Source organism: Pseudomonas sp. GW101-3H06, assembly GCF_059424605.1.
This window is the reverse complement of sequence record NZ_JBWKZO010000001.1, coordinates 1484593-1508392: the sequence shown is the minus strand read 5'-3', so window position 1 is coordinate 1508392 and position 23800 is coordinate 1484593. Positions and strand designations below refer to the sequence as shown.

At 60.0% G+C, this 23800-nt stretch carries 20 protein-coding genes; 10 read left to right on the top strand and 10 right to left on the bottom strand.

All coding sequences use genetic code 11. The annotated features are described in order from the left end of the window. Nucleotides 1-6: 6 nt before the first annotated feature. The 8 genes from rseP to rpsB all read right to left on the bottom strand — a co-directional run bounded on the left by rseP (nucleotide 7) and on the right by rpsB (nucleotide 7474). A complete protein-coding gene (rseP, locus tag AC07ZE_RS06780) occupies nucleotides 7-1359 on the bottom strand; it encodes a sigma E protease regulator RseP (RefSeq protein ID WP_207262632.1) in 1353 nt (450 codons plus the stop codon). Between the two features lie 53 nt (nucleotides 1360-1412). Beyond that, nucleotides 1413-2603 carry a 1-deoxy-D-xylulose-5-phosphate reductoisomerase gene (gene ispC / locus AC07ZE_RS06775; protein ID WP_207262630.1) on the bottom strand — a complete coding sequence of 397 codons (1191 nt, stop codon included), beginning with the start codon at nucleotides 2601-2603 and terminating at the stop codon, nucleotides 1413-1415. Beyond that, nucleotides 2600-3406 (bottom strand): phosphatidate cytidylyltransferase, encoded by an 807-nt coding sequence (locus AC07ZE_RS06770; RefSeq protein WP_207262628.1) that lies wholly within the window; start codon nucleotides 3404-3406, stop codon nucleotides 2600-2602. The genes ispC and AC07ZE_RS06770 overlap by 4 nt, the downstream gene beginning before the upstream one ends. After that, on the bottom strand, nucleotides 3406-4161 hold the full coding sequence (uppS, locus tag AC07ZE_RS06765) for a polyprenyl diphosphate synthase (protein ID WP_095197091.1): 756 nt from the start codon (nucleotides 4159-4161) through the stop codon (nucleotides 3406-3408). The genes AC07ZE_RS06770 and uppS overlap by 1 nt, the downstream gene beginning before the upstream one ends. A gap of 14 nt (nucleotides 4162-4175) precedes the next feature. After that, nucleotides 4176-4733 carry a ribosome recycling factor gene (gene frr, locus AC07ZE_RS06760; RefSeq protein WP_095197092.1) on the bottom strand — a complete coding sequence of 186 codons (558 nt, stop codon included), beginning with the start codon at nucleotides 4731-4733 and terminating at the stop codon, nucleotides 4176-4178. Beyond that, nucleotides 4730-5473 (bottom strand): UMP kinase, encoded by a 744-nt coding sequence (gene pyrH, locus AC07ZE_RS06755; RefSeq protein WP_003222124.1) that lies wholly within the window; start codon nucleotides 5471-5473, stop codon nucleotides 4730-4732. The genes frr and pyrH overlap by 4 nt, the downstream gene beginning before the upstream one ends. A 209-nt stretch (nucleotides 5474-5682) precedes the next feature. Then, entirely contained in the window at nucleotides 5683-6546 is an 864-nt protein-coding gene (gene tsf, locus AC07ZE_RS06750; RefSeq protein ID WP_075946741.1) for a translation elongation factor Ts, read from the bottom strand. 190 nt (nucleotides 6547-6736) lie between these two features. Further along, entirely contained in the window at nucleotides 6737-7474 is a 738-nt protein-coding gene (rpsB, locus tag AC07ZE_RS06745) for a 30S ribosomal protein S2 (protein WP_008057307.1), read from the bottom strand. Between the two features lie 370 nt (nucleotides 7475-7844). Between rpsB and map the strand changes: the two genes are divergently transcribed. From map to dapC, 3 genes are all read left to right on the top strand, one after another. After that, entirely contained in the window at nucleotides 7845-8627 is a 783-nt protein-coding gene (gene map / locus AC07ZE_RS06740; protein WP_207262626.1) for a type I methionyl aminopeptidase, read from the top strand. 42 nt (nucleotides 8628-8669) lie between these two features. After that, entirely contained in the window at nucleotides 8670-11372 is a 2703-nt protein-coding gene (locus AC07ZE_RS06735) for a [protein-PII] uridylyltransferase (RefSeq protein WP_207262624.1), read from the top strand. A 186-nt stretch (nucleotides 11373-11558) separates the two neighbouring features. Then, nucleotides 11559-12758: a succinyldiaminopimelate transaminase gene (dapC, locus tag AC07ZE_RS06730; RefSeq protein WP_207262622.1), complete on the top strand. Its 1200-nt coding sequence runs from the start codon at nucleotides 11559-11561 to the stop codon at nucleotides 12756-12758. 30 nt (nucleotides 12759-12788) lie between these two features. Here dapC and AC07ZE_RS06725 read toward each other — a convergent pair whose 3' ends face one another. After that, on the bottom strand, nucleotides 12789-14420 hold the full coding sequence (locus tag AC07ZE_RS06725) for a Na+/H+ antiporter (RefSeq protein ID WP_207262620.1): 1632 nt from the start codon (nucleotides 14418-14420) through the stop codon (nucleotides 12789-12791). Nucleotides 14421-14790: 370 nt separating this feature from the next. On the opposite strand from AC07ZE_RS06725, the gene AC07ZE_RS06720 reads away from it, so the two are divergent. The 4 genes from AC07ZE_RS06720 (at nucleotide 14791) to AC07ZE_RS06705 (ending at nucleotide 17887) form a co-directional block, all read left to right on the top strand. Further along, nucleotides 14791-15099, top strand: a complete 309-nt coding sequence (locus tag AC07ZE_RS06720; RefSeq protein ID WP_404940886.1) for an arsenate reductase — start codon at nucleotides 14791-14793, stop codon at nucleotides 15097-15099. 32 nt (nucleotides 15100-15131) lie between these two features. After that, nucleotides 15132-16166, top strand: coding sequence for a 2,3,4,5-tetrahydropyridine-2,6-dicarboxylate N-succinyltransferase (dapD, locus tag AC07ZE_RS06715; protein ID WP_095197098.1), 1035 nt, complete (start codon nucleotides 15132-15134; stop codon nucleotides 16164-16166). A gap of 114 nt (nucleotides 16167-16280) precedes the next feature. Further along, nucleotides 16281-17486, top strand: a complete 1206-nt coding sequence (locus AC07ZE_RS06710; RefSeq protein WP_207262612.1) for an aminotransferase class V-fold PLP-dependent enzyme — start codon at nucleotides 16281-16283, stop codon at nucleotides 17484-17486. Next, a complete protein-coding gene (locus AC07ZE_RS06705) occupies nucleotides 17483-17887 on the top strand; it encodes a SufE family protein (protein WP_207262610.1) in 405 nt (134 codons plus the stop codon). The genes AC07ZE_RS06710 and AC07ZE_RS06705 overlap by 4 nt, the downstream gene beginning before the upstream one ends. 89 nt (nucleotides 17888-17976) lie before the next feature. On the opposite strand, the gene tcdA is transcribed toward AC07ZE_RS06705, so the two are convergent. Next, entirely contained in the window at nucleotides 17977-18795 is an 819-nt protein-coding gene (gene tcdA, locus AC07ZE_RS06700) for a tRNA cyclic N6-threonylcarbamoyladenosine(37) synthase TcdA (protein WP_207262608.1), read from the bottom strand. A 264-nt stretch (nucleotides 18796-19059) separates the two neighbouring features. Between tcdA and AC07ZE_RS06695 the strand changes: the two genes are divergently transcribed. The 3 genes from AC07ZE_RS06695 to AC07ZE_RS06685 all read left to right on the top strand — a co-directional run bounded on the left by AC07ZE_RS06695 (nucleotide 19060) and on the right by AC07ZE_RS06685 (nucleotide 23770). Next, nucleotides 19060-21651 (top strand): glycosyltransferase, encoded by a 2592-nt coding sequence (locus tag AC07ZE_RS06695; RefSeq protein ID WP_095197102.1) that lies wholly within the window; start codon nucleotides 19060-19062, stop codon nucleotides 21649-21651. Between the two features lie 158 nt (nucleotides 21652-21809). Continuing rightward, complete coding sequence (dapE, locus tag AC07ZE_RS06690; RefSeq protein ID WP_207262606.1) at nucleotides 21810-22961, top strand: succinyl-diaminopimelate desuccinylase; 1152 nt, start codon at nucleotides 21810-21812, stop codon at nucleotides 22959-22961. Further along, entirely contained in the window at nucleotides 22961-23770 is an 810-nt protein-coding gene (locus AC07ZE_RS06685) for a putative RNA methyltransferase (RefSeq protein WP_207262598.1), read from the top strand. The genes dapE and AC07ZE_RS06685 overlap by 1 nt, the downstream gene beginning before the upstream one ends. Nucleotides 23771-23800: the final 30 nt, after the last annotated feature.

Genomic DNA, 23800 nt, shown 5'->3' with positions numbered 1-23800 from the left:
GCGACGTTACAGACGGCCTAGATCATTGACCAGAGCGAGCAACATCACTCCGACCACCAAACTGATACCGATCTGTATCCCCCAACCTTGCACCCGATCCGACAAGGGACGACCACGCGCCCACTCAATCAGATAAAACAACAAATGCCCCCCATCCAGCACAGGAATAGGCAGCAAATTCAGAACCCCCAAACTAATACTCAGATAAGCAAGGAAATTCAGGAAATCAGCGACGCCCGACTGGGCCGAAGCGCCCGCCACTTTAGCAATGGTTATCGGTCCACTCAAGTTTTTTACCGAGAGCTCACCGAACAACATTTTCTTCAGTGAGTCGAGGGTCAGCAGGCTCATGGTCCAGGTGCGTTGAGCCCCCTCTCCAATCGCGGCCAAAGGACCGTAACTGACCTCGCGAATCATCTCCGGCGGCCAATCGACCGCTTTCACACCAGCCCCCAGATAGCCACTCGGTGCCTTTTTCTCGCCGCGTGCAGCCAGCGTGACAGGGACGTCGATTTGAGCACCATCGCGCTCGACCCGCAGCATGATTTTGGTATCAGGACGCATACGGACGGTATCGACCACTTGCTGCCAATCATCCAGCGACTTGCCATCGAGGGCCAGCAACCGGTCCCCCATCTTCAGGCCGGCGGCCTGCGCCGGGCCTTTCGGATCAAGTTCCGCCAAAACCGGTGGCAGCGCCGGACGCCAAGGACGAATCCCCAGCGATCGAATCGGATCAGGCTCGTCGGCGCCCTTGAGCCACTTATCCAGCGTCAGCTCTCGTGGCGAATCGATCGAGGAGCCCTGCTCACGAACCAGCACCTGCAGGGAACCACTTTCCCCCAGGCGACGAACCAGCTGCAAATTCACCGCCGCCCAGCCGGAAGTCGGCTCGCCGTCGATCGAGATGATTTCCTGGCCCGCGTTCAAACCGGCCTTGGCAGCAATACTGCCGGACTCGACAGCACCGATGACCGGGCGTACCTGCTCGCTACCGAGCATGGCCAGCACCCAGAAGAACGCGAACGCCAACAAAAAGTTGGCGATCGGCCCGGCCGCCACGATCGCGATGCGCTGACGGACCGATTTGCGATTGAAGGATTGATCGACCTGATCGACCGGGACCTCGCCCTCACGCTCATCGAGCATCTTTACGTAGCCGCCCAACGGGATCGCAGCGACCACAAACTCGGTGCCCTGCTTGTCGTGCCAGCGCAGCAGCGGCATGCCAAAGCCTACGGAGAAACGCAGCACCTTGACCCCACAGCGACGCGCGACCCAGAAATGGCCGAACTCGTGGAAGGTGACCAGCACGCCCAAAGCCACCAGGGTGCCGACAATCATATAGAGCGCGCTCATCTACTTTCTCCGCATTCCTATCTGGTGCTGCAAGGGCCAACGCATTGCAACACTTACCGCCCGTGACGACTCAGCCATTGCTCGGCCAGCACACGCGCCTTCGCATCTGCCGCGAACACTGCCTCCAGATCCTTCACTGCTACCACAGGCTCGAGATTGAGTGTTTCCTCGATGATACTCGCGATTTCCGGGTAACGAACCCGTCCGTCGAGAAACGCCGCAACGGCAACCTCATTCGCCGCATTCAGCATTGCCGGCGCGCTGTTGCCCGCCTCGGCGGCCTGACGGGCCAGACGCAGACAAGGGAAGCGTTCTTCATCTGGCGCCTGGAAGTCCAGACGGGCGACGGCAAACAGATCCAGCGGTGGCACACCCGAATCGATTCGCTCGGGCCACGCCAGCGCGTTGGCGATTGGCGTGCGCATGTCCGGATTGCCCAACTGGGCTAATACCGAGCCATCGATGTAATCGACCAGCGAATGAATCACGCTCTGCGGATGAATAACCACTTCAACCTGGGACGGCTTGGCATCGAACAGCCAGCAGGCTTCGATCAACTCAAGCCCTTTATTCATCATGCTGGCGGAATCGACCGAGATCTTGCGCCCCATGGACCAGTTGGGGTGAGCACAGGCTTGTTCGGGTGAGACATGCGCCAGCTCCGCCAGGGGTGTCTGACGGAACGGACCGCCGGAAGCTGTCAGCAAAATCCGACGCACACCGACCGCGCCAAGACCACGGGCAAAATCCTGCGGCATACACTGGAAAATCGCGTTGTGCTCACTGTCGATCGGCAGCAACACCGAACCGCTCTTGCGAACGGCCTGCATGAACAGGGCACCGGACATGACCAGTGCTTCTTTGTTGGCCAGCAGGATCTTCTTGCCGGCTTCGACCGCTGCCAGTGTCGGACGCAGCCCCGCCGCTCCGACAATGGCCGCCATCACCGCATCCACTTCAGGATCGGCAGCGACCTGACACAAACCTTCCTCGCCCACCAGCACACGGGTCGAAAGGCCTGCCGCACTCAAGTCATCCTGCAACGCGCGAGCGGCACCGGCCTCAGGCACGACGGCGAATCGCGGGGTGTGACGCACACACAGTGCCAGCAATTCGCTTAAACGGGTAAAACCGCTCAAGGCAAACACTTGATAACGCTCGGGATGACGAGCGATGACATCGAGGGTGCTCAGACCGATCGAGCCGGTCGCCCCCAGAACGGTAATCTGCTGAGGGCGGCTCACGGTGCAGCCATCCACAACAGTACGGCGAACACGGGAATGGCTGCGGTCAGGCTGTCGATCCGGTCCAGCACCCCACCGTGACCGGGCAACAGATTGCTGCTGTCCTTGATCCCGGACTGGCGCTTGAACATGCTTTCGGTGAGATCACCCACGACCGAAATAAACACGATTACGGCCGCACCGATCAAGCCCTTGAACAGCTCGGCAACGGTCCAGTCACGCACAAATCCGACAATGACGGTAATGACCAGACTCAGGACCAAACCGCCGTAGACACCTTCCCAGCTTTTGCCTGGACTGACCTGCGGCGCCAGCTTGCGCTTGCCAAAGGCCCGACCGGAAAAATACGCGCCGATATCAGCCCCCCAGACCAGCACCATCACCGCCATGATCAGCCAGTTGCCCAAGGGGTATTTCTTGATCTCTACCAGGCCTTGCCAGGCCGGTAACAGAATCAACAGGCCGATGACCAGTTTGCAGGCCGCGCTTGCCCATAACTCGCTGGAGCGTGGATACGTCAGCACCAGATAGCTGGCGACACCCCACCAAAGCACCGAGGCGCCCAACACCCAAGGCGCGAGGCCTGGCAGAAGGTGCATGACAAACAGCATCAATGCGACAACCGTGGCGTAAGCCACGCGCATCGGCTGGGCATTGAAGCCCGCCAGACGCGCCCACTCCCATGCACCGAGGGTCACGACCAACCCGATGAACAGCGCAAAACCGGACCCCTCGAGCAGGAAAAACCCGCACAAGGCAATCGGCAGCAGGATCAGCGCAGTGATGATTCGTTGTTTAAGCATTAAATCCGGGCTCCAGCCTCGACCTGCTCGCTCGTTTTACCGAAGCGACGCTGGCGAGATGCGAAATCGGCCAGCGCGTTACGCATGGCGTCGTGTTTGAAGTCCGGCCAGAAAAGGTCGGAGAAGTACAATTCGGCATAAGCCAGCTGCCACAACAGGAAGTTGCTGATGCGGTGCTCGCCCCCGGTTCGGATGCACAAGTCCGGCAACGGCAGATCACCTGTAGCCAGACAGGTTTGCAGCAGATCCGGGGTAATGTCCTCCGGACGCAAATGTCCGGCCTGTACTTCCCGCGCCAGCCGCTGAGCGGCCTGTGCGATATCCCACTGACCGCCGTAATTGGCAGCGATCTGCAGGACAAAGCGATTGGCGCCGACAGTCATCGCCTCGGCTTCACGCATGGCTGCCTGAAGCTCCGGATGAAAACGCGATCGATCGCCAATGATGCGCAAACTGATGTTGTTATCGTTCAGGCGCTTGGCCTCGCGACGCAATGCCTTGAAGAACAGATCCATCAAGGCACTGACCTCGTCGGCCGGCCGCTGCCAGTTTTCACTGGAGAACGCGAACAGGGTCAATACCTCGACCCCTTCTTCGGCACACACCTCGATAACCGCGCGAACTGCATCCACACCCGCTTTATGCCCGGCGACACCCGGCATAAAGCGTTTTTTCGCCCAGCGATTATTACCATCCATGATGATCGCGACATGGCGCGGCACCGCTGACGGTGCAGTCTGCTTAGTCTTATCCATTAAAAACGTGACCCTTATACGGCCATCAGGTCTTTTTCTTTCTGCGCCAGATCTGCGTCAATCTTGGCCACGAACTTTTTGGTCAAATCATCGATTTCGCCTGTAGCGCGACGCTCTTCGTCTTCGCTGATCTCTTTTTCCTTGACCAGATCCTTGAGCTGGCTGTTTGCATCACGACGGATATTGCGCACGGCAACACGAGCGTCTTCGGCAACATCGCGAGCCTGCTTGGTGAAGCCCTTGCGGGTTTCTTCGGTCAGGGCAGGCATGGAGATCAGCAACAACTCACCCAGGTTGGTCGGGTTAAGGTTCAGACCGGCGCTACCGATGGCCTTGTCGACGGCACCCAGCATGTTGCGCTCAAAGGCAACGACTTGCAGGGTACGGGCGTCTTTAACAGTGATGTTCGCCACTTGTTTGATGGGGGTATCGGCACCGTAGTAAGGCACCATCACACCTTCCAGAATGCTTGGGTGCGCCTGGCCGGTACGAATACGGCCGAAGTTGTGCGCCAGCGATTCCACGGATTTCTGCATGCGCTCTTGAGCGTCTTTCTTGATTTCATTGATCATTGTTGGCCTTCCTCGATCAGGGTCCCTTCAGCGCCGCCATGCACGATGTTCAGCAGGGCGCCGGGCTTGTTCATGTTAAATACGCGCAACGGCATCTTATGGTCGCGACACAGGCAAATGGCCGTCAGATCCATAACACCCAGCTTGCGATCCAGCACTTCATCGTAGGTCAGATGATCGAACTTCTCGGCATGCGGGTCTTTGAACGGGTCAGCGGTGTAGACGCCATCGACCTTGGTTGCCTTGAGCACGACATCGGCATCGATTTCGATCGCACGCAGGCAGGCCGCCGAATCCGTGGTGAAGAACGGGTTGCCGGTACCGGCAGCGAAAATTACCACGTCCTTGGAGTTCAGGTGGCGCATGGCCTTGCGACGATCGTAATGATCGGTCACGCCTACCATGGAAATGGCCGACATCACGATGGCCGAGATATTGGCACGTTCCAGCGCATCGCGCATGGCCAGGGCGTTCATCACAGTGGCCAGCATGCCCATGTGGTCACCGGTGACCCGATCCATGCCAGCCTTGCTCAGGGCTTCCCCGCGGAACAGGTTGCCGCCGCCGATCACCAGACCGACCTGAACACCGATGCCGACCAGTTGACCGACTTCCAGCGCCATGCGATCCAGAACCTTTGGATCGATCCCGAACTCTTCCGAGCCCATCAGGGCCTCGCCGCTAAGTTTGAGTAGAATGCGTTTATAGCGAGCCTGATAACCACTGCCCTGCTGAGCCATTGCGAATCTCTCCTGCGGCGTATTTTAAAAATTCTTTGCGAGCTGTTTTCAGCTGGCGCTCACTCTAGCGTGGCGCTGCTTCAGCGCCATCGGAACATGGCTTTGTAAGCCAGTTCCAATAGGAAACCAATAAAAATTGGCGGCCCATCTGAAAAGAGGCTGCGCGCGTGAGCGGGCAGCCTCTTCAGGGCGACAGTTATAAAACCGTCTTATTGCTTGGCGGCAGCCAGCTGTGCAGCAACTTCTTCAGCGAAGTTGTCAACTGGCTTCTCGATGCCTTCGCCAACCTTGAAGTAGGTGAAGGAAACGATTTCAGCGCCGGCTTTCTTGGCCAGAGCACCAACGGTGACTTCCGGGTTCATGACGAAAGCTTGCTCGACCAGGCTGGCTTCGGCCAGGAACTTGGTGATACGGCCAGCGATCATCTTCTCGACGATTTCAGCTGGCTTGCCTTTCATCTTGTCTTCGTTCAAAGACATGAAGACGCCCTTTTCGCGCTCGATGGCTTCTGGCGAAACCTGCGATGGCAGCAGGAACTCAGGGTTGCTTGCCGCCACGTGCATGGCGATTTCCTTGGCCAGCTGGACGTCGCCGCCCTTCAGGACAACAGCAACACCGATCTTGTTACCGTGCAGGTAGGTGCCGACAACGTCGCCCTCTACGCGCACCAGGCGACGGATGTTGACGTTTTCGCCAACTTTGGCCACCAGGGCTTCACGAGCCGATTCCTGAGCGGCGATCAGCGGAGCTGCGTCGGTCAGTTTTTCGGCGAAGGCTTTTTCTACGCTGGCAGCAACGAAGTTCTTGAAGTCGTCTTGCAGGGCCAGGAAGTCGGTCTGCGAGTTCACTTCCAGCAGTACGGCGGACTTGTCGTCAGCCTTGATGGCGATGGCGCCTTCAGCGGCAACGTTGCCTGCTTTCTTGGCTGCCTTGATGGCGCCCGAAGCACGCATGTCATCAATGGCTTTCTCGATGTCGCCGCCAGCCTTGGTCAAGGCCTTTTTGCAATCCATCATGCCTTCGCCGGTACGCTCGCGCAGTTCTTTGACCAACGCTGCAGTAATCTCTGCCATTTCAAAATTCCTCTTGGATAGGTTATCAACCATTCCACCCGATCGAACGGGCGTTCAATTCTTCCCGAACCACCCTTGTTAGCTGCCGCACATGACAAATAAGGCAGTGGGCGCCGACAAATGGTTTTCGAGGTGGCAAAAAGGGGGCCAAGCCCCCTTTTTGCTTACTGAGTCAACGCCAGGGCGTCAATTACTCAGCTGCAGCTGCCGGAGCTTCTTCAACGAACACTTCGGTACCGCCAGCAACGTTGTTGCGACCACGGATAACAGCGTCAGCCATCGAACCCATGTACAGCTGGATAGCGCGGATTGCGTCATCGTTGCCCGGGATGATGTAGTCAACGCCTTCCGGGCTGCTGTTGGTATCGACTACGCCGATAACCGGGATGCCCAGCTTGTTGGCTTCGGTGATCGCGATGCGCTCGTGATCAACGTCGATAACGAACAGAGCGTCTGGCAGACCGCCCATGTCCTTGATACCACCCAGGGAACGATCCAGCTTTTCCAGGTCACGGGAGCGCATCAGCGCTTCTTTCTTGGTCAGCTTGGCGAAAGTACCGTCTTCGGCTTGTACTTCAAGGTCACGCAGACGCTTGATGGAAGCACGGATGGTTTTGAAGTTGGTCAGCATGCCACCCAACCAGCGGTGATCGACGTACGGCGAACCGCAGCGTGCTGCTTCTTCAGCAACGATCTTGCCAGCGGAACGCTTGGTGCCGACGAACAGAATCTTGTTTTTGCCCTGGGCCAGACGCTCTACGAAAGTCAGAGCTTCGTTGAACATTGGCAGGGTTTTTTCAAGGTTGATGATGTGAATCTTGTTACGCGCGCCGAAAATGTATTTACCCATTTTCGGGTTCCAGTAACGGGTCTGGTGACCGAAGTGCACACCGGCCTTCAGCATATCGCGCATGTTGACTTGGGACATGATAGTTCCTTAATAAGTCGGGTTTGGCCTCCACGTATCCCAATGACCAACCAGCAGCATCAGCTGAAGGCACCCAGGTCATCGTGTCGACACGTGTGTGGATTTAGGCTTTTCGGGGCATCCCCGGAAAGCGGCGCATTTTATATCACAGGGCAGGGAAAAACGGAACCCGGATTCTGAAATCCAGGCGGGCGTGACATCCCGCCCCTTGGAATCGGCCCAGAATGCACCATTCTATAGGGAGAAGCGATGTACAGAGGCCCCGAATTGCGCTGCTCGTCTGTTAGAATCGCGTTTTTCAGGGCCGCGAATTCGATCGCGCAATGCCCATTCCGTTTGTAAAGCGCCGCCGAGCGCAGAGAGAGCCTGTATGACCGTCAACCTCAAAACCCCCGAGGACATCGCAAAAATGCGCATCGCCGGCAAACTGGCCGCCGATGTGCTGGAAATGATCGCCGAACATGTCAAACCGGGCGTGACCACCGAAGAACTCGACCGCATCTGCCACGACTATATTGTCAACGAGCAGAAAGCCATCCCTGCCCCACTCAACTACAAGGGCTTCCCAAAGTCCATCTGCACCTCGATCAACCACGTGGTCTGCCACGGCATCCCGAACGAGAAACCGCTGAAGGATGGCGACACCCTGAACATCGACGTCACCGTCATCAAAGACGGTTACCACGGCGACACCAGCCGCATGTTCCACGTCGGTACCGTGCCGGTCTGGGCCGAACGCCTGTCCCAAGTGACCCAGGAATGCATGTACAAGGCCATTCAACTGGTCAAGCCGGGCTGCCGCCTGGGCGATATCGGCGAAGTGATCCAGAAACACGCCGAGAAGAATGGTTTCTCGGTGGTTCGCGAGTTCTGTGGCCACGGCATCGGTAAAGTCTTCCACGAAGAACCGCAGATCCTGCACTACGGCCGCGCCGGCACCGGCATGGAACTGAAGGCCGGAATGACCTTCACCATCGAACCGATGATCAACCAGGGCCGCGCCGACACCAAAGTGCTGGGTGACGGCTGGACTGCAATCACCAAGGACCGCAAGCTGTCGGCACAGTGGGAACACACCCTGCTGGTGACCGAGACCGGTTACGAGATCTTCACCTTGCGCAGCGATGACACCATCGCGCGTGTATCGGCCTGATCCAACCGTACAGTTCCCAGCCCTATAGAGGAAAGCCAATCGATGCCGCAGGTGGATCCTGAACTCTTCGACCGCGGCCAGTTCCAGGCTGAACTGGCCCTGAAGGCAAGCCCGATCGCGGCCTTCAAGAAGGCGATCCGCCAGGCTCGCGAGGTCCTCGACGGGCGCTTTCGCAGCGGCCGGGACATTCGCCGGTTGATCGAGGATCGCGCCTGGTTCGTCGACAACATCCTGCAGAAGGCCTGGGAGCAGTTCAACTGGAGTGAAGACGCCGATATCGCACTGGTGGCGGTGGGCGGCTACGGTCGCGGCGAGCTGCATCCTTACTCCGACATCGATTTGCTGATCCTGCTGGACAGCGCCGACCATGAAGTTTTCCGCGACTCCATCGAGCGCTTTCTGACGCTGCTGTGGGACATCGGCCTGGAAGTCGGTCAGAGCGTGCGTTCGGTCGAAGAGTGCGCCGTCGAGGCCCGCGCCGACCTGACGGTGGTGACCAACCTGATGGAGAGCCGCACCATCACAGGGCCGGAGCACCTGCGCCAGCGCATGCTGGATGTCACCAGCACGGCGCACATGTGGCCGAGCAAGGACTTCTTCCTGGCCAAACGCGCCGAGCAGAAGGCCCGCCACCACAAGTACAACGACACCGAATACAACCTGGAACCCAACGTCAAAGGTTCGCCTGGCGGTCTGCGGGATATCCAGACGATTCTCTGGGTGGCCCGTCGCGAGTACGGCACCCTGAACCTGCGGGCACTGGCGGGCGAAGGCTTCCTCGTGGAGAGCGAAAACGCCCTGCTGGCCTCCTCCCAGGAGTTTCTGTGGAAAGTGCGCTACGCCCTGCACATGCTCGCCGGGCGCGCCGAAGACCGCCTGCTGTTTGATCACCAGCGCACCATTGCCAAGCTGCTGGGATTCGAAGGCGACGACGCCAAGCAGGCCGTCGAAAACTTCATGCAGCAGTATTATCGGGTGGTGATGAGCATTGCCCAGCTTAGTGACCTGATCATCCAGCACTTTGAGGAAGTCATCCTCGCGCCGGAAGATGAGGCGCCGCCACAGCCGATCAACTCGCGATTCCAGCTGCACGATGGTTACATCGAGGCGCGCAACGACAACGTGTTCCGTCGCACCCCGTTTGCCATGCTGGAAATCTTTGTGCTGATGGCCCAACAGCCGGAAATCAAAGGCGTACGCGCCGACACCATTCGTCTGTTGCGGGAAAACCGCCACCTGATCGACGACGATTTCCGCAACGACATCCGCAACACCAGCCTGTTCATTGAACTGTTCAAGTGCAAGATCGGCATCCACCGCAACCTGCGCCGGATGAACCGTTACGGCATCCTTGGACGTTATCTGCCGGAGTTCGGGTTCATCGTCGGCCAGATGCAGCACGACCTGTTTCACATCTATACGGTCGATGCGCACACCCTGAACCTGATCAAACACCTGCGTAAGTTGCAGTACACCCAGGTGTCGGAAAAATTCCCGCTGGCCAGCAAACTCATGGGCAAGCTACCCAAGCCCGAATTGATCTACCTGGCCGGCCTGTATCACGATATTGGCAAGGGCCGGCATGGCGATCACTCGGAAATCGGCGCCGTGGACGCTGAGGCGTTTTGCCAGCGTCACCAGCTCCCCGTGTGGGACAGCCGCCTGATCGTCTGGCTGGTGCAGAACCATTTGCTGATGTCGACCACCGCCCAGCGCAAGGATTTGTCCGACCCGCAGGTGATCCACGATTTCGCGCAGATCATCGGTGACGAAACTCATCTCGACTATCTGTATGTGCTGACCGTGGCCGACATCAACGCCACCAACCCGACGCTCTGGAACTCCTGGCGCGCCAGCCTGTTGCGTCAGCTCTACACAGAGACCAAACGCGCATTGCGACGCGGCCTGGAAAACCCGGTGGACCGCGAAGAGCAGATCCGCCAGACCCAAAGCGCCGCGCTGGACATCCTGGTGCGAGGCGGCACCGATCCGGACGATGTCGAGCAATTGTGGGCACAGTTGGGTGATGACTACTTCCTGCGTCATACCGCCGGCGACGTCGCCTGGCACACCGAAGCGATCCTCCAGCAACCAGCCGACGGCGGGCCGCTGGTGCTGATCAAGGAAACCACGCAACGGGAATTCGAGGGTGGTACGCAGATTTTCATCTACGCGCCGGACCAGCACGACTTCTTCGCCGTAACCGTGGCCGCAATGGACCAGCTCAACCTGAACATCCACGATGCCCGGGTCATCACCTCCAGCAGCCAGTTCACCCTCGACACTTACATCGTGCTCGACACCGACGGCGACTCGATCGGCGATAACCCGGCGCGGGTCAAGCAAATCCGCGACGGCCTGACCGAAGCCTTGCGCAACCCGGACGACTACCCAACGATCATCCAGCGACGGGTACCGCGCCAGCTCAAGCATTTCGCCTTCGCACCGCAGGTGACCATCCACAACGATGCGCAGCGCCCGGTGACAGTGCTGGAGCTGACAGCCCCCGACCGCCCTGGTCTGCTGGCGCGGATCGGCACGATCTTCCTGGAGTTCGACCTGTCGTTGCAGAACGCCAAGATCGCCACCCTCGGCGAACGCGTGGAAGACGTGTTCTTCATCACCGACGCCAACAATCAACCGCTGTCCGATCCACAGCTGTGCAGCCGCCTGCAGGATGCGATCGTTGAACAACTGAGCGTCAACCAGGAACCCGATATCAAACTGTCGCGCATCAGTATCTGAATCACCCCCACTTCTCCATTGTGGGAATGGGCCTATTTACCCAATGTGGGAGCGAGCCTGCTCGCAAAAGCGGGGGATCAGCACACAAGGATGTTGAACTGCCACCCTTCGCGAGCAGGCTCGCCCCCACAGGTTTTGCGCCCGGACTGACACTCGAGCAAGCCCGCTCCCCTACAAGAGGCCCCCATGAACAACGCTTTGTCCCAGCTCCAGCCCTACCCGTTCGAGAAACTCCGCGCCCTGCTCGGTAGCGTCACGCCCAACCCGGACAAACGTCCTATCGCGTTGTCCATTGGCGAGCCGAAGCACCGTTCGCCGAGCTTCGTCGCCGAAGCCCTGGCCAGTAATCTGGAAAAGATGGCGGTGTACCCGACCACCCTCGGTATCCCGGAGCTGCGCGAAGCCATCGCTGCCTGGTGTGAACGTCGTTTCAACGTCCCGAACGGCTGGATTGACCCGGCGCGCAACGTGCTGCCGGTCAATGGCACCCGTGAAGCCCTGTTCGCCTTCACCCAGACCGTGGTCAATCGTGGCGATGACGCACTGGTGGTCAGCCCGAATCCGTTCTATCAGATCTACGAAGGGGCAGCCTTTCTCGCCGGGGCCAAGCCGCATTACCTGCCGTGCCTGGATGAAAACGGCTTCAACCCGGATTTCGATGCGGTGTCGCCGGACATCTGGAAGCGCTGCCAGATCCTGTTCCTGTGTTCACCAGGTAACCCGACCGGCGCGTTGATCCCGGTCGAAACCCTGAAAAAACTGATCGCCCTGGCCGACGAACATGACTTCGTGATTGCCGCGGACGAGTGCTACAGCGAACTGTACTTCGACGAACAAACCCCGCCGCCGGGCCTGCTCAGCGCCTGCGCGGAACTGGGCCGCAAGGACTTCAAGCGCTGCGTGGTATTCCACAGCCTGTCCAAACGCTCCAACCTGCCGGGCCTGCGTTCCGGTTTCGTCGCCGGCGATGCGGACATCCTCAAAGGCTTCCTGCTCTATCGCACCTACCACGGCTGCGCGATGCCGGTTCAGACGCAACTGGCCAGCGTGGCGGCGTGGAACGACGAAGTGCACGTGCGCGCCAACCGGGCGCTGTATCGCGAGAAATTCGACGCCGTACTGGAAATCCTCAGCCCGGTCCTCGACGTACAACGCCCCGATGGCAGTTTCTACCTGTGGCCGAATGTGGCCGGTGACGATGCAGCCTTCTGCCGCGACCTGTTTGAGCAGGAGCATGTGACGGTGGTGCCGGGGTCTTACCTGTCGCGGGATGTGGATGGCGTCAATCCGGGTGCCGGGCGTGTGCGCATGGCGCTGGTTGCGCCGTTGGCTGAATGTGTCGAGGCTGCCGAGCGGATTCGGGATTTCATCCAGCGCCGAAAATAAACACGGACCTGCAGGAGCCAGGGTCAGGTGTTATTTCACCTGACCGAGGTTAGCCTCGCTCAAATCCAGCTCCGCCAACACCTCACGCAACACGTCATCGCCAATCTGGTGCTGGCGGCTGAGGCTGTACAATTCCAGGCGCTGCGCCCGCAGCGCCTTCAAGCGTAACCGCCGCTCCAGCAGATCCATCTGGAACGCCAGGGCCTGGGCTTCGGCAGAATCGTTGAACACTTCCAGTTGATGGCGATACTCGGACATGATCCGCGCCTTGAGTTCGGCCGCCAGCGCCGCCTGAGTGGCGTCCTGCGGATTGACCTCCTCGGCTTCCAGCGCATGGATGGCAGCCTCGGCGGTCTTGCGCCAGGCGTCGCGCACTTCGTTGCGGCGTTTGTCGTCGGGGCTTTTCTCGATACCCCGCAGCAGCAACGGCAAGGCGATGCAGGCGGCAATCAATGACAACAAAATTACCCCGGCGGCAATGAAGATCAGCAGATCGCGCTCGGGAAATGCGCCGCCGCCCATGAGCATCGGCACCGACATCACACCCGCCAGCGTCACCGCACCTCGCACGCCACCGACGGTCAGCAACCAGCAGGAGCGCGCGCTCGGCACCCGGGTGATCTCGTCCTTGCCGCGCAAGCGCCGAACAAAAATGGACAGGCGCCATATGCTTTGCACCCAGACAAACCGCAACACCAGCAATACCAGGAAAATCGCCAGCACATCCAGGCAGCGATAAAGCAGTGTCGGCCACAAGGAAGGTTCGTGACTGGCCACAGCCTTGATGATGTCCGGCAACTGCAAGCCCAGCAGCAGGAAGATCAAGCCGTTGAAGGCGAACTCCAGCAATGACCAAACGCTGCGGTTAAGCAAACGGGTATTGGTCTGGCGGGGAAGCAGATCAAGCCAGCTTTGCATCATCCCCGCCGCCACCGCCGACAGAATGCCCGATGCGCCCACGCGCTCGGCCAGTACGTAAGCGGCAAACGGTAGCAACAACATGAATACGACGTGGGTCGCCGGGTCATCCCAACCGCGGGCAATCATCCACGAGCGCAAGCGCCCGACCAGCCAGCTCAACGCCACACCGATGGCCAGGCCACCGACCGCCACCAGCACGAAGGTCACGCTGGCGTTGGTCAGCGAGAACACGCCAGTCACCGCCGCTGCCAGGGCAAACTTGAAGGTCACCAGACCGGAGGCATCGTTCATCAACGCCTCGCCTTGCAGCATGTGCATCAAGGGTGTCGGCAGGCGGTTCTGGGAGATCGCCGAAACCGCCACGGCATCCGTGGGCGACAACACCGCCGCCAGGGCAAACGCCACCGGCAGCGGGATGCTTGGCAGCAACCAGTGAATGAAGTACCCGGCACCGACCACGGTAAACAGCACCAAGCCCACCGCCAGCGTCAGGATTGGTCCGCGCAAACGCCAGAACTCACGCTTGGGCATGCGCCAGCCGTCGGAAAACAACAGCGGCGGCAGGAACAGAAAGAGAAACAACTCCGGATCAAGTGCCACATGCAGACCGAGCGTCGGCCAGGCAAGCAAGGCGCCAGCGGAAATCTGCACCAAGGGCAACGGCAGCGGAATCACCCGTCCGATCAGGCGCGAAACGCCAACCAACATGAGCATGATCAGGACGGTATAAGCGGTTTGCATAAAGCGGGGTTCCCGGAAAATCGACAGCATTGAGGCGTCATATTAGCCGCTTAGACTGCGCTCTGACCCTTGCACCAATGTCGCACGTGGTCACGGTAATCCCTATGGGGGCGAGCCGGCTCCGAGCAGCGTTCCGACGAATGCGAACTGAGCGCCACATTGAAGTTGGATGTGCCGCCGTCTTCGCGAGCAGGCTCGCTCCCACAGGTTTTATGCCTTGGCACAAATACAAACCCGACCACGGCCGCCGCGAAACCGTCCGGTCATGGCATAATCCGACACCTTTTTCTCCAGCACCTGTAAAGGGGGCGATTCCTTGACCGTTTCAAGCAAAACGTTGCACCTTTTCGGCATCAAAGCCTGCGACACCATGAAAAAGGCGCGCACCTGGCTCGATGAACACGCTGTCAGCTATGACTTTCATGATTACAAGGCGGTCGGTATCGACCGTGAACACCTGACCCAATGGTGCAACGAGCACGGCTGGGAAGTGGTGTTGAACCGTGCAGGCACGACCTTTCGCAAGCTCGACGACGAACGCAAAGCCGATCTCGACCAGTCGAAAGCCATCGAACTGATGCTCGCACAACCTTCGATGATCAAGCGCCCGGTGCTCGATCTCGGTGAACGAACCCTGATTGGCTTCAAGCCAGATATCTACGCGGCAGCTCTGAAGTAAGCGGCCCGTTTCAATTTGTTAGAGGTATCACCATGTCCACTACCCTGTTCAGCCTGGCCTTTGGTGTCGGCACTCAAAACCGTCAAGGCGCATGGCTGGAAGTGTTTTACGCTCAGCCATTGCTCAACCCGTCGGCCGAACTGGTCGCTGCCATCGCGCCGATTCTGGGTTACAGCGAAGGCAATCAGGCCATCGCCTTCACCACCGCCCAGGCATCGCAACTGGCTGAAGCCGTCAAAGGCGTCGATGCAACCCAGGCTGCCCTGCTGACCCGTCTGGCCGAGAGCCACAAGCCGCTGGTCGCCACCCTGCTGGCCGAAGACGCTCAGCTGTCGTCCACCCCTGAGGCTTACCTCAAGCTGCACCTGCTGTCCCATCGCCTGGTCAAGCCACACGGTCTGAACCTGGCCGGCATCTTCCCGTTGCTGCCGAACGTGGCCTGGACCAGCCAGGGCGCCATCGATCTGGCCGAGCTGGCCGAGCATCAGCTCGAAGCACGCCTGCGCGGCGAGCTGCTGGAAGTGTTCTCGGTGGACAAGTTCCCGAAAATGACCGACTACGTGGTTCCGGCCGGCGTGCGTATCGCCGATGCGGCACGTCTGCGCCTGGGCGCCTACGTGGGCGAAGGCACCACTGTGATGCACGAAGGTTTCATCAACTTCAACGCCGGCACCGAAGGCCCGGGCATGATCGAAGGCCGCGTATCCGCTGGCGTATTCGTCGGCAAGGGTTCGGACCTGGGTGGCGGTTGCTCGACCATGGGTACCCTGTCGGGCGGTGGCAACATCGTGATCAAGGTCGGCGAAGGCTGCCTGATCGGCGCCAACGCCGGTATCGGTATCCCGCTGGGCGACCGCAACACCGTCGAGTCGGGCCTGTACGTCACCGCCGGTACCAAAGTGGCGCTGCTGGACGAGAAAAACCAGTTGGTCAAAGTCGTGAAGGCTCGTGAACTGGCCGGTCAGACCGACCTGCTGTTCCGCCGCAATTCGGAAACCGGTGCCGTGGAATGCAAAACCCACAAATCGGCCATCGAACTGAACGAAGCGCTGCACGCTCACAACTAAGCGTTACACGACCAACTGTGGGAGCGAGCCTGCTCGCGAAGCTTTTCGGCGACCTCAAGGACGCCTTCGCGAGCAGGTTCGCTTCCACAGTGTCAGGCGTAAAGGCCGAACACCATGATGATTGCCTCCCCCTGGCGCGCCGATTTTCCGGCCATCGCCGCTCTGCAACGGCAAGACCAGACCTATCTGGACAACGCCGCCACCACGCAAAAACCTCAAGCCCTGCTGGATGCCCTGGCGCATTACTACGCCAACGGCGCGGCCAATGTGCATCGGGCGCAACACCTGCCAGGCGCCCACGCCACCCAGGCGTTCGAGGACAGCCGTCGCAAAGCCGCGCAATGGCTCAATGCCGGTGACCGCGGGCAGATTATCTTCACCCATGGCGCGACATCTGCGCTGAACCTCTTGGCTTATGGCCTGGAACCTCTATTCCATCCGGGCGATGAGATTGTCATCAGCGCCCTGGAGCATCACGCCAACCTGCTGCCGTGGCAGCAACTGGCCCACCGTCGCGAGCTGAAACTGGTGATCCTGCCATTGGATGCCAATGGCAGGATCGACCTTCAAGCCGCTACAGGGTTGATCGGCCCACGCACGCGCCTGCTGGCGGTCAGCCAGTTGTCCAACGTGATCGGCGCCTGGCAACCCCTGCCCGCGCTACTGGCGATGGCCAAGGCGCATAACGCCCTGACCGTGATCGACGGCGCCCAGGGCGTGGTCCATGGCCGGCATGACGTGCAGGCGCTGGGGTGTGACTTCTATGTGTTTTCCAGTCACAAACTCTACGGCCCTGATGGCCTGGGCGTGTTGTTCGGACGCAAAGAAGCCCTGCAACAGTTGCGTCCCTGGCAGTTCGGTGGCGAGATGGTGCTGGACGCCAACTACCAGGACGCCCGATTTCGTCCCGCACCGCTGGGTTTCGAGGCAGGCACGCCGCCGATCGCCAGCGTAATCGGCCTGGGCGCGACCCTGGATTACCTCGCGGGGCTCGATCAGGACGCCGTGTCTGCCCACGAAGCGGCGCTGCATGATTACTTGCTCAAGGGCCTGGAAGCGCGCAATGGCATCCGCCTGCTGGGCAAGCCGCAAGTGGCGCTGGCCAGTTTTACCATTGACGGTGTGCATAACTCGGATCTGGCGCATTTACTGACCGAACAAGGAATCGCAGTGCGCGCCGGCCATCATTGCGCTATGCCGCTGCTCAAAAGCCTGCACCTGGCCGGGGCGATTCGGGTGTCGTTGGCGTTGTACAACGATTCCGAAGATCTGGAACGGTTCTTTGAAGCGCTGGATCACGCGCTGGAGTTGCTGCGATGAGCTTGCCTGTCGAGGCCGTGAACGCATTGGAAGCCTTTCAGAAAGCACCAGGCTGGGAACAACGGACGCGCCTGTTGATGCAGTGGGGCGAACGTCTGCCCGCGTTGAACGATGTGGACATGTGCGAGGCCAATCGGGTGCACGGTTGTGAAAGCCAGGTGTGGCTGGTGGGCGAGTTGCAGAATGGCCGCTGGCTGTTCAGGGCCAACAGCGATGCACGCTTGATTCGCGGCTTGGTGGCGTTGCTGCTGGCGCGGGTCAACGGGTTGTCCGCGGCCGAGCTGCAGCAGGTGGATTTGGCGGACTGGTTCAATCAATTGGGGCTGGGTCGGCACTTATCTCAGTCACGCAGCAATGGCTTGAATGCAGTGCTTCAGCGGATGAATGAGTTGGCTGGATAATCGCCTTCGCGAGCAGGCTCACTCCCACAAGGGAAAGCATTCCTATGTGGGAGCGGGCTTGCCCGCGAAGAGGCCATCAGCCACACCCATCAAGCCTGAGGCTTGACCCGATCCGCCGGCCGCCGTACCCCCGCCACAATCTTGTCCACGGCCTTGGTCGCCGCGACCATGCCGAACGTCGCCGTCACCATCATCACCGCGCCAAAGCCTCCGGCGCAGTCGAGTTTCACGCCGTCGCCGACAAAACTCTTCTGCAGGCAAATGCTGCCGTCCGGTTTCGGGTAGCGCAATTGCTCAGTGGAAAACACGCACGGCACGCTGTAATGGCGGGTCACAGTTCGAGAGAAACCATAGTCGCGGCGCAAGGTGGAGCGTACTTTCGAGGCCAACGGGTCGTTGAAGGTCCGGTTCAGGTCGCAGACCTGGATCAGCGTCGGGTCGATCTGCCCGCCCGCGCCGCCGGTGGTGATGATCTGGATCTTGCGGCGTTTGCACCAGGCGATCAGCGCCGCTTTGGCGTTGACGCTGTCGATGCAGTCGATCACGCAGTCGATGTTCGGGGTGATGTATTCGGCCATGGTTTCGCGGGTGACGAAATCCGACACCGCGTGCACCGTGCAATCCGGGTTGATCCCGCGCAGACGCTCGGCCATTACCTCGACCTTGGGTTTGCCGACCGTGCTATCCAGCGCATGCAACTGACGGTTGGCGTTGCTGACGCAAACGTCGTCGAGGTCGAACAGCGAAATCTCGCCCACACCGCAACGGGCCATGGCTTCCGCCGCCCAAGAGCCGACGCCACCCACGCCAACGATCGCCACATGGGCGGCGCGCAGACGCTCGAGCCCTTCGACGCCATACAAACGGGCGATGCCAGCAAACCGCGGATCTTCTGTACTCATGACCATTACCTAAAAAACCGGCGCGCATTATAGGGCCGTCGGGCGTCAAGCACATCATTGCGCTATGACCGGATATCGTCCATGAAACTGCATCGAACGAAGATTTATCCTTCGAGCTCTAACGAAAGAACTTAAATCGACTTGGATTGCCCAATGTCCGGCATTTCCCTGTCCGATGTACGTTCAGTGAATTACCGGTGTAGGATGCGCGCCCTCTTGGCGGCAGCCGATCGTTCCCTCGTTCCACAGCCTTTGGAACCCGAAATAGCTATGTCATCGCGTAAATTTGGACTCAACCTGGTGGTGGTGCTCGCCATCGCTGCCTTGTTTACCGGCTTCTGGGCGCTGATCAATCGCCCGGTCACCACGCCCAACTGGCCTGAGCAAATCTCCGGCTTCTCGTATTCGCCGTTCCAGCAGGGTCAATTCCCTCAAAAAGAACAGTATCCGACCGACGATCAGATGCGTCGCGACCTGGAGATCATGAGCAAGCTGACGGACAACATCCGTACTTACTCGGTCGACGGCACGCTGGAGAACATCCCCAAACTGGCGGAAGAATTCGGCCTGCGGGTGACACTGGGGATCTGGATCAGTCCGGATCAGGAACGCAACGAACGGGAAATCACCCGCGCCATCGAAATCGCCAATTCTTCGCGCAGCGTAGTCCGCGTGGTTGTCGGTAACGAAGCCATTTTCCGTAAGGAAATCACCGCAGCCGAACTGAGCGTGATCCTTGATCGCGTCCGCGCTGCGGTGAAGGTGCCGGTGACCACCTCCGAGCAGTGGCACGTCTGGGAAGAACACCCGGAACTGGCCAAGCACGTCGACCTGATCGCCGCGCACGTTCTGCCTTACTGGGAATTCATTCCGATGGACAAGGCTGGGCAGTTCGTCCTCGACCGCGCCCGCGACCTGAAGAAGATGTTCCCGAAAAAACCGTTGCTGCTGTCCGAAGTCGGCTGGCCGAGCAATGGCCGCATGCGCGGCGGCGCCGACGCGTCGCCGGCGGACCAGGCGATTTACCTGCGAACCCTGGTCAACAAGCTCAACCGCCAGGGTTTCAACTACTTCGTGATTGAAGCCTTCGACCAGCCGTGGAAAGTCAGTGACGAAGGTTCGGTGGGCGCGTATTGGGGTGTGTTCAACGCCGCGCGCCAGCAGAAATTCAACTTCGAAGGCCCGGTGGTCGCCATTCCGCAATGGCGCGTGCTGGCCATCGGCTCGGTAGTACTGGCTCTGCTGTCGCTGACCCTGCTGATGATTGACGGCTCGGCCTTGCGCCAACGTGGCCGTACCTTCCTGACCTTTATTGCGTTCCTCTGCGGTTCGGTTCTGGTATGGATCGGCTACGACTACAGCCAGCAATACAGCACCTGGTTCAGCCTGACGGTGGGTTTCCTGCTCGCCCTCGGCGCGCTCGGGGTGTTCATCGTGTTGCTGACCGAAGCCCACGAACTGGCCGAAGCAGTCTGGATCCACAAGCGGCGCCGGGAATTCCTGCCAGTGGTCGGCGATTCGAACTATCGACCGAAAGTCTCGATTCATGTGCCCTGCTATAACGAGCCGCCGGAGATGGTCAAACAGACCCTCAACGCCTTGGCGAACCTCGACTATCCGGACTTTGAAGTCCTGATCATCGACAACAATACCAAGGACCCGGCGGTGTGGGAGCCGGTGCGTGATTATTGCGAAACCCTGGGCCCGCGCTTCAAGTTCTTCCACGTCGCGCCATTGGCCGGTTTCAAGGGCGGTGCACTGAACTACCTGATCCCGCACACCGCCAAGGATGCCGAGGTAATCGCGGTGATCGACTCCGATTACTGCGTGCATCCGAACTGGCTCAAGCACATGGTGCCGCACTTCGCCGATCCGAAAATCGCCGTGGTGCAGTCGCCGCAGGACTACCGCGACCAGAACGAAAGCACCTTCAAGAAGCTCTGCTACGCGGAATACAAAGGCTTCTTCCATATCGGCATGGTGACGCGCAACGACCGTGACGCAATCATCCAGCACGGCACCATGACCATGACCCGTCGCTCGGTGCTCGAAGAACTGGGCTGGGCCGACTGGTGCATCTGCGAAGACGCCGAGCTGGGCCTGCGGGTCTTCGAAAAAGGCCTGTCGGCGGCGTATTACCACGACAGCTACGGCAAAGGTTTGATGCCCGATACCTTCATCGACTTCAAGAAACAGCGCTTCCGCTGGGCCTATGGCGCGATCCAGATCATCAAGCGTCACACCCGCAGCCTGCTGCGCGGCAAGGACACCGAGCTGACCCGCGGCCAGCGCTATCACTTCCTCGCGGGCTGGTTGCCGTGGGTGGCGGACGGCATGAATATCTTCTTCACCGTCGGCGCATTGCTGTGGTCGGCGGCGATGATCATCGTGCCGCAACGGGTCGATCCGCCGCTGTTGATTTTCGCAATCCCGCCGCTGGCGCTGTTCGTGTTCAAGGTCGGCAAGATCATCTTCCTCTACCGTCGCGCGGTGGGCGTGAACCTGAAGGATGCGTTCTGCGCGGCACTGGCGGGACTTGCCTTGTCGCACACCATCGCCAAAGCGGTGCTGTACGGTTTCTTCACCAGCAGCATTCCGTTTTTCCGCACGCCGAAGAATGCCGACAACCACGGTTTCTGGGTGGCGATCTCGGAAGCCCGGGAAGAGCTGTTCATCATGCTGTTGCTGTGGGGCGCGGCGCTGGGGATCTTCCTGGTCAATGGCATGCCGAGCAACGACATGCGCTTCTGGGTGGCCATGTTGCTGGTGCAGTCGCTGCCTTACCTGGCGGCGCTGATCATGGCGTTCCTGTCGTCGCTGCCGAAACCGACCGCCGAAACCGAAACGGCGCCAGCGGTCTAAATCTTCACCGATGCACTAAACGGCGGCCAATGGTCGCCGTTTTGCTTTAAGATAACCGCCATTTTGCGGGGCTTGGCGTGATATCCATCCCTGTGGGAGCCAGCCTGCTGGCTTCCACATTCAGTCCGCGCCCATATTCAAGTTTTCCGGAGTTTTCCATGACGGCCCACGCCGACCTTTCGCCGACCCTTCAACTCGCCATCGATCTGATCCGCCGTCCGTCCGTGACGCCCGTCGACGCCGATTGCCAGAAGCAGATGATGCAGCGCCTGGGCGATGCCGGTTTTATGCTTGAGCCAATGCGCATCGAAGATGTGGATAACTTCTGGGCCACCCACGGCAAACACGACGGTCCGGTGCTGTGCTTCGCCGGTCACACCGACGTGGTGCCGACCGGTCCGGTGACCGCCTGGCAGATCGATCCGTTCAACGCCGTCATCGACGAGCACGGCATGCTCTGCGGTCGTGGCGCGGCCGACATGAAAGGCAGCCTCGCGTCCATGACCGTGGCGGCCGAGCGTTTCGTCGCCGACTACCCGGATCACAAGGGCAAGGTCGCTTTCCTGATCACCAGCGACGAAGAAGGTCCGGCACACCACGGCACCAAGGCGGTGGTTGAACGCCTGGCCGCGCGCAAGGAGCGTCTGGACTGGTGCATTGTCGGCGAACCGTCGAGCACCACCCTGGTGGGTGATGTGGTCAAAAACGGCCGTCGCGGCTCCCTTGGCGCCAAGCTGACCGTGCGCGGCGTGCAGGGCCACGTGGCCTACCCGCACCTGGCGAAAAACCCGATCCACCTCGCTGCCCCGGCTTTGGCGGAACTTGCCGCCGAGCATTGGGACCATGGCAACGATTTCTTCCCGCCGACCAGTTTCCAGATCTCCAACGTCAACTCCGGCACCGGCGCGACCAACGTGATTCCGGGTGACCTGGTGGCGGTGTTCAACTTCCGCTTCTCCACCGAGTCCACTGTCGAAGGCCTGCAGAAGCGCGTCGCCGACATCCTCGACAAACATGGCCTGGACTGGCACATCGACTGGGCGCTATCCGGCCTGCCGTTCCTCACCGAACCGGGCGCGCTGCTCGACGCGGTATCGTCGAGCATCAAGGACATCACCGGCCGCGACACCAAGGCGTCCACCAGTGGTGGCACCTCCGACGGGCGCTTCATTGCGACCATGGGCACGCAAGTGGTCGAACTGGGGCCGGTCAACGCGACCATTCACCAGGTCAACGAACGCGTGCTGGCAGCCGATCTCGATGTGCTGACCGAAATCTACTACCAGACCCTGATCAAGTTGCTTGCCTGATGCTCGCTTGCCCGATCTGCAACGAACCGCTCAATGCGGTAGACAACGGCGTGGCCTGCCCCGCCGGGCATCGTTTCGACCGTGCGCGCCAGGGTTACTTGAACCTGTTGCCGGTGCAACACAAGAACAGCCGTGACCCTGGGGATAACCAGGCAATGGTCGAAGCCCGCCGCGACTTTCTGAACGCCGGGCACTATGCGCCGGTGGCCAGGCGGCTGGCGGAACTGGCGGCCAGCTATGCGCCGCAGCGCTGGGTCGACATCGGTTGTGGCGAGGGTTACTACACCGCGCAAATCGCCGAGGCCTTGCCGGACGCCGATGGTTACGCCCTGGACATCTCTCGCGAGGCGGTCAAACGCGCCTGCAAACGCAACCCGCGGTTGACCTGGTTGATCGCCAGCATGGCCCGCGTGCCACTGGCGTCGAGCAGCTGCCAGTTCCTGGCCAGCGTTTTCAGTCCACTGGATTGGAACGAAGCCAAGCGTCTGCTAAGCCCCGGCGGCGGCCTGATGAAAGTCGGACCGACCAGCGGCCACCTGATGGAACTGCGCGAGCGGCTGTACGACGAAGTCCGGGAGTACACCGACGACAAGCATCTGGCCCTGGTGCCTGAAGGCATGGCGTTGAAGCACAGTGAAACCCTGGAATTCAAATTGACGCTTAGCAGCGGTCAGGACCGGGCGAACCTGCTGGCCATGACGCCCCACGGCTGGCGTGCCAGTGCCGAACGCCGGGAAGCGGTCATCGAACAGGCGGAGCCATTCGAGGTCACCGTCTCGATGCGCTACGATTATTTTGTTCTTCAGTAATTACACATTTTGGTCTTGGGCAATGGCCCA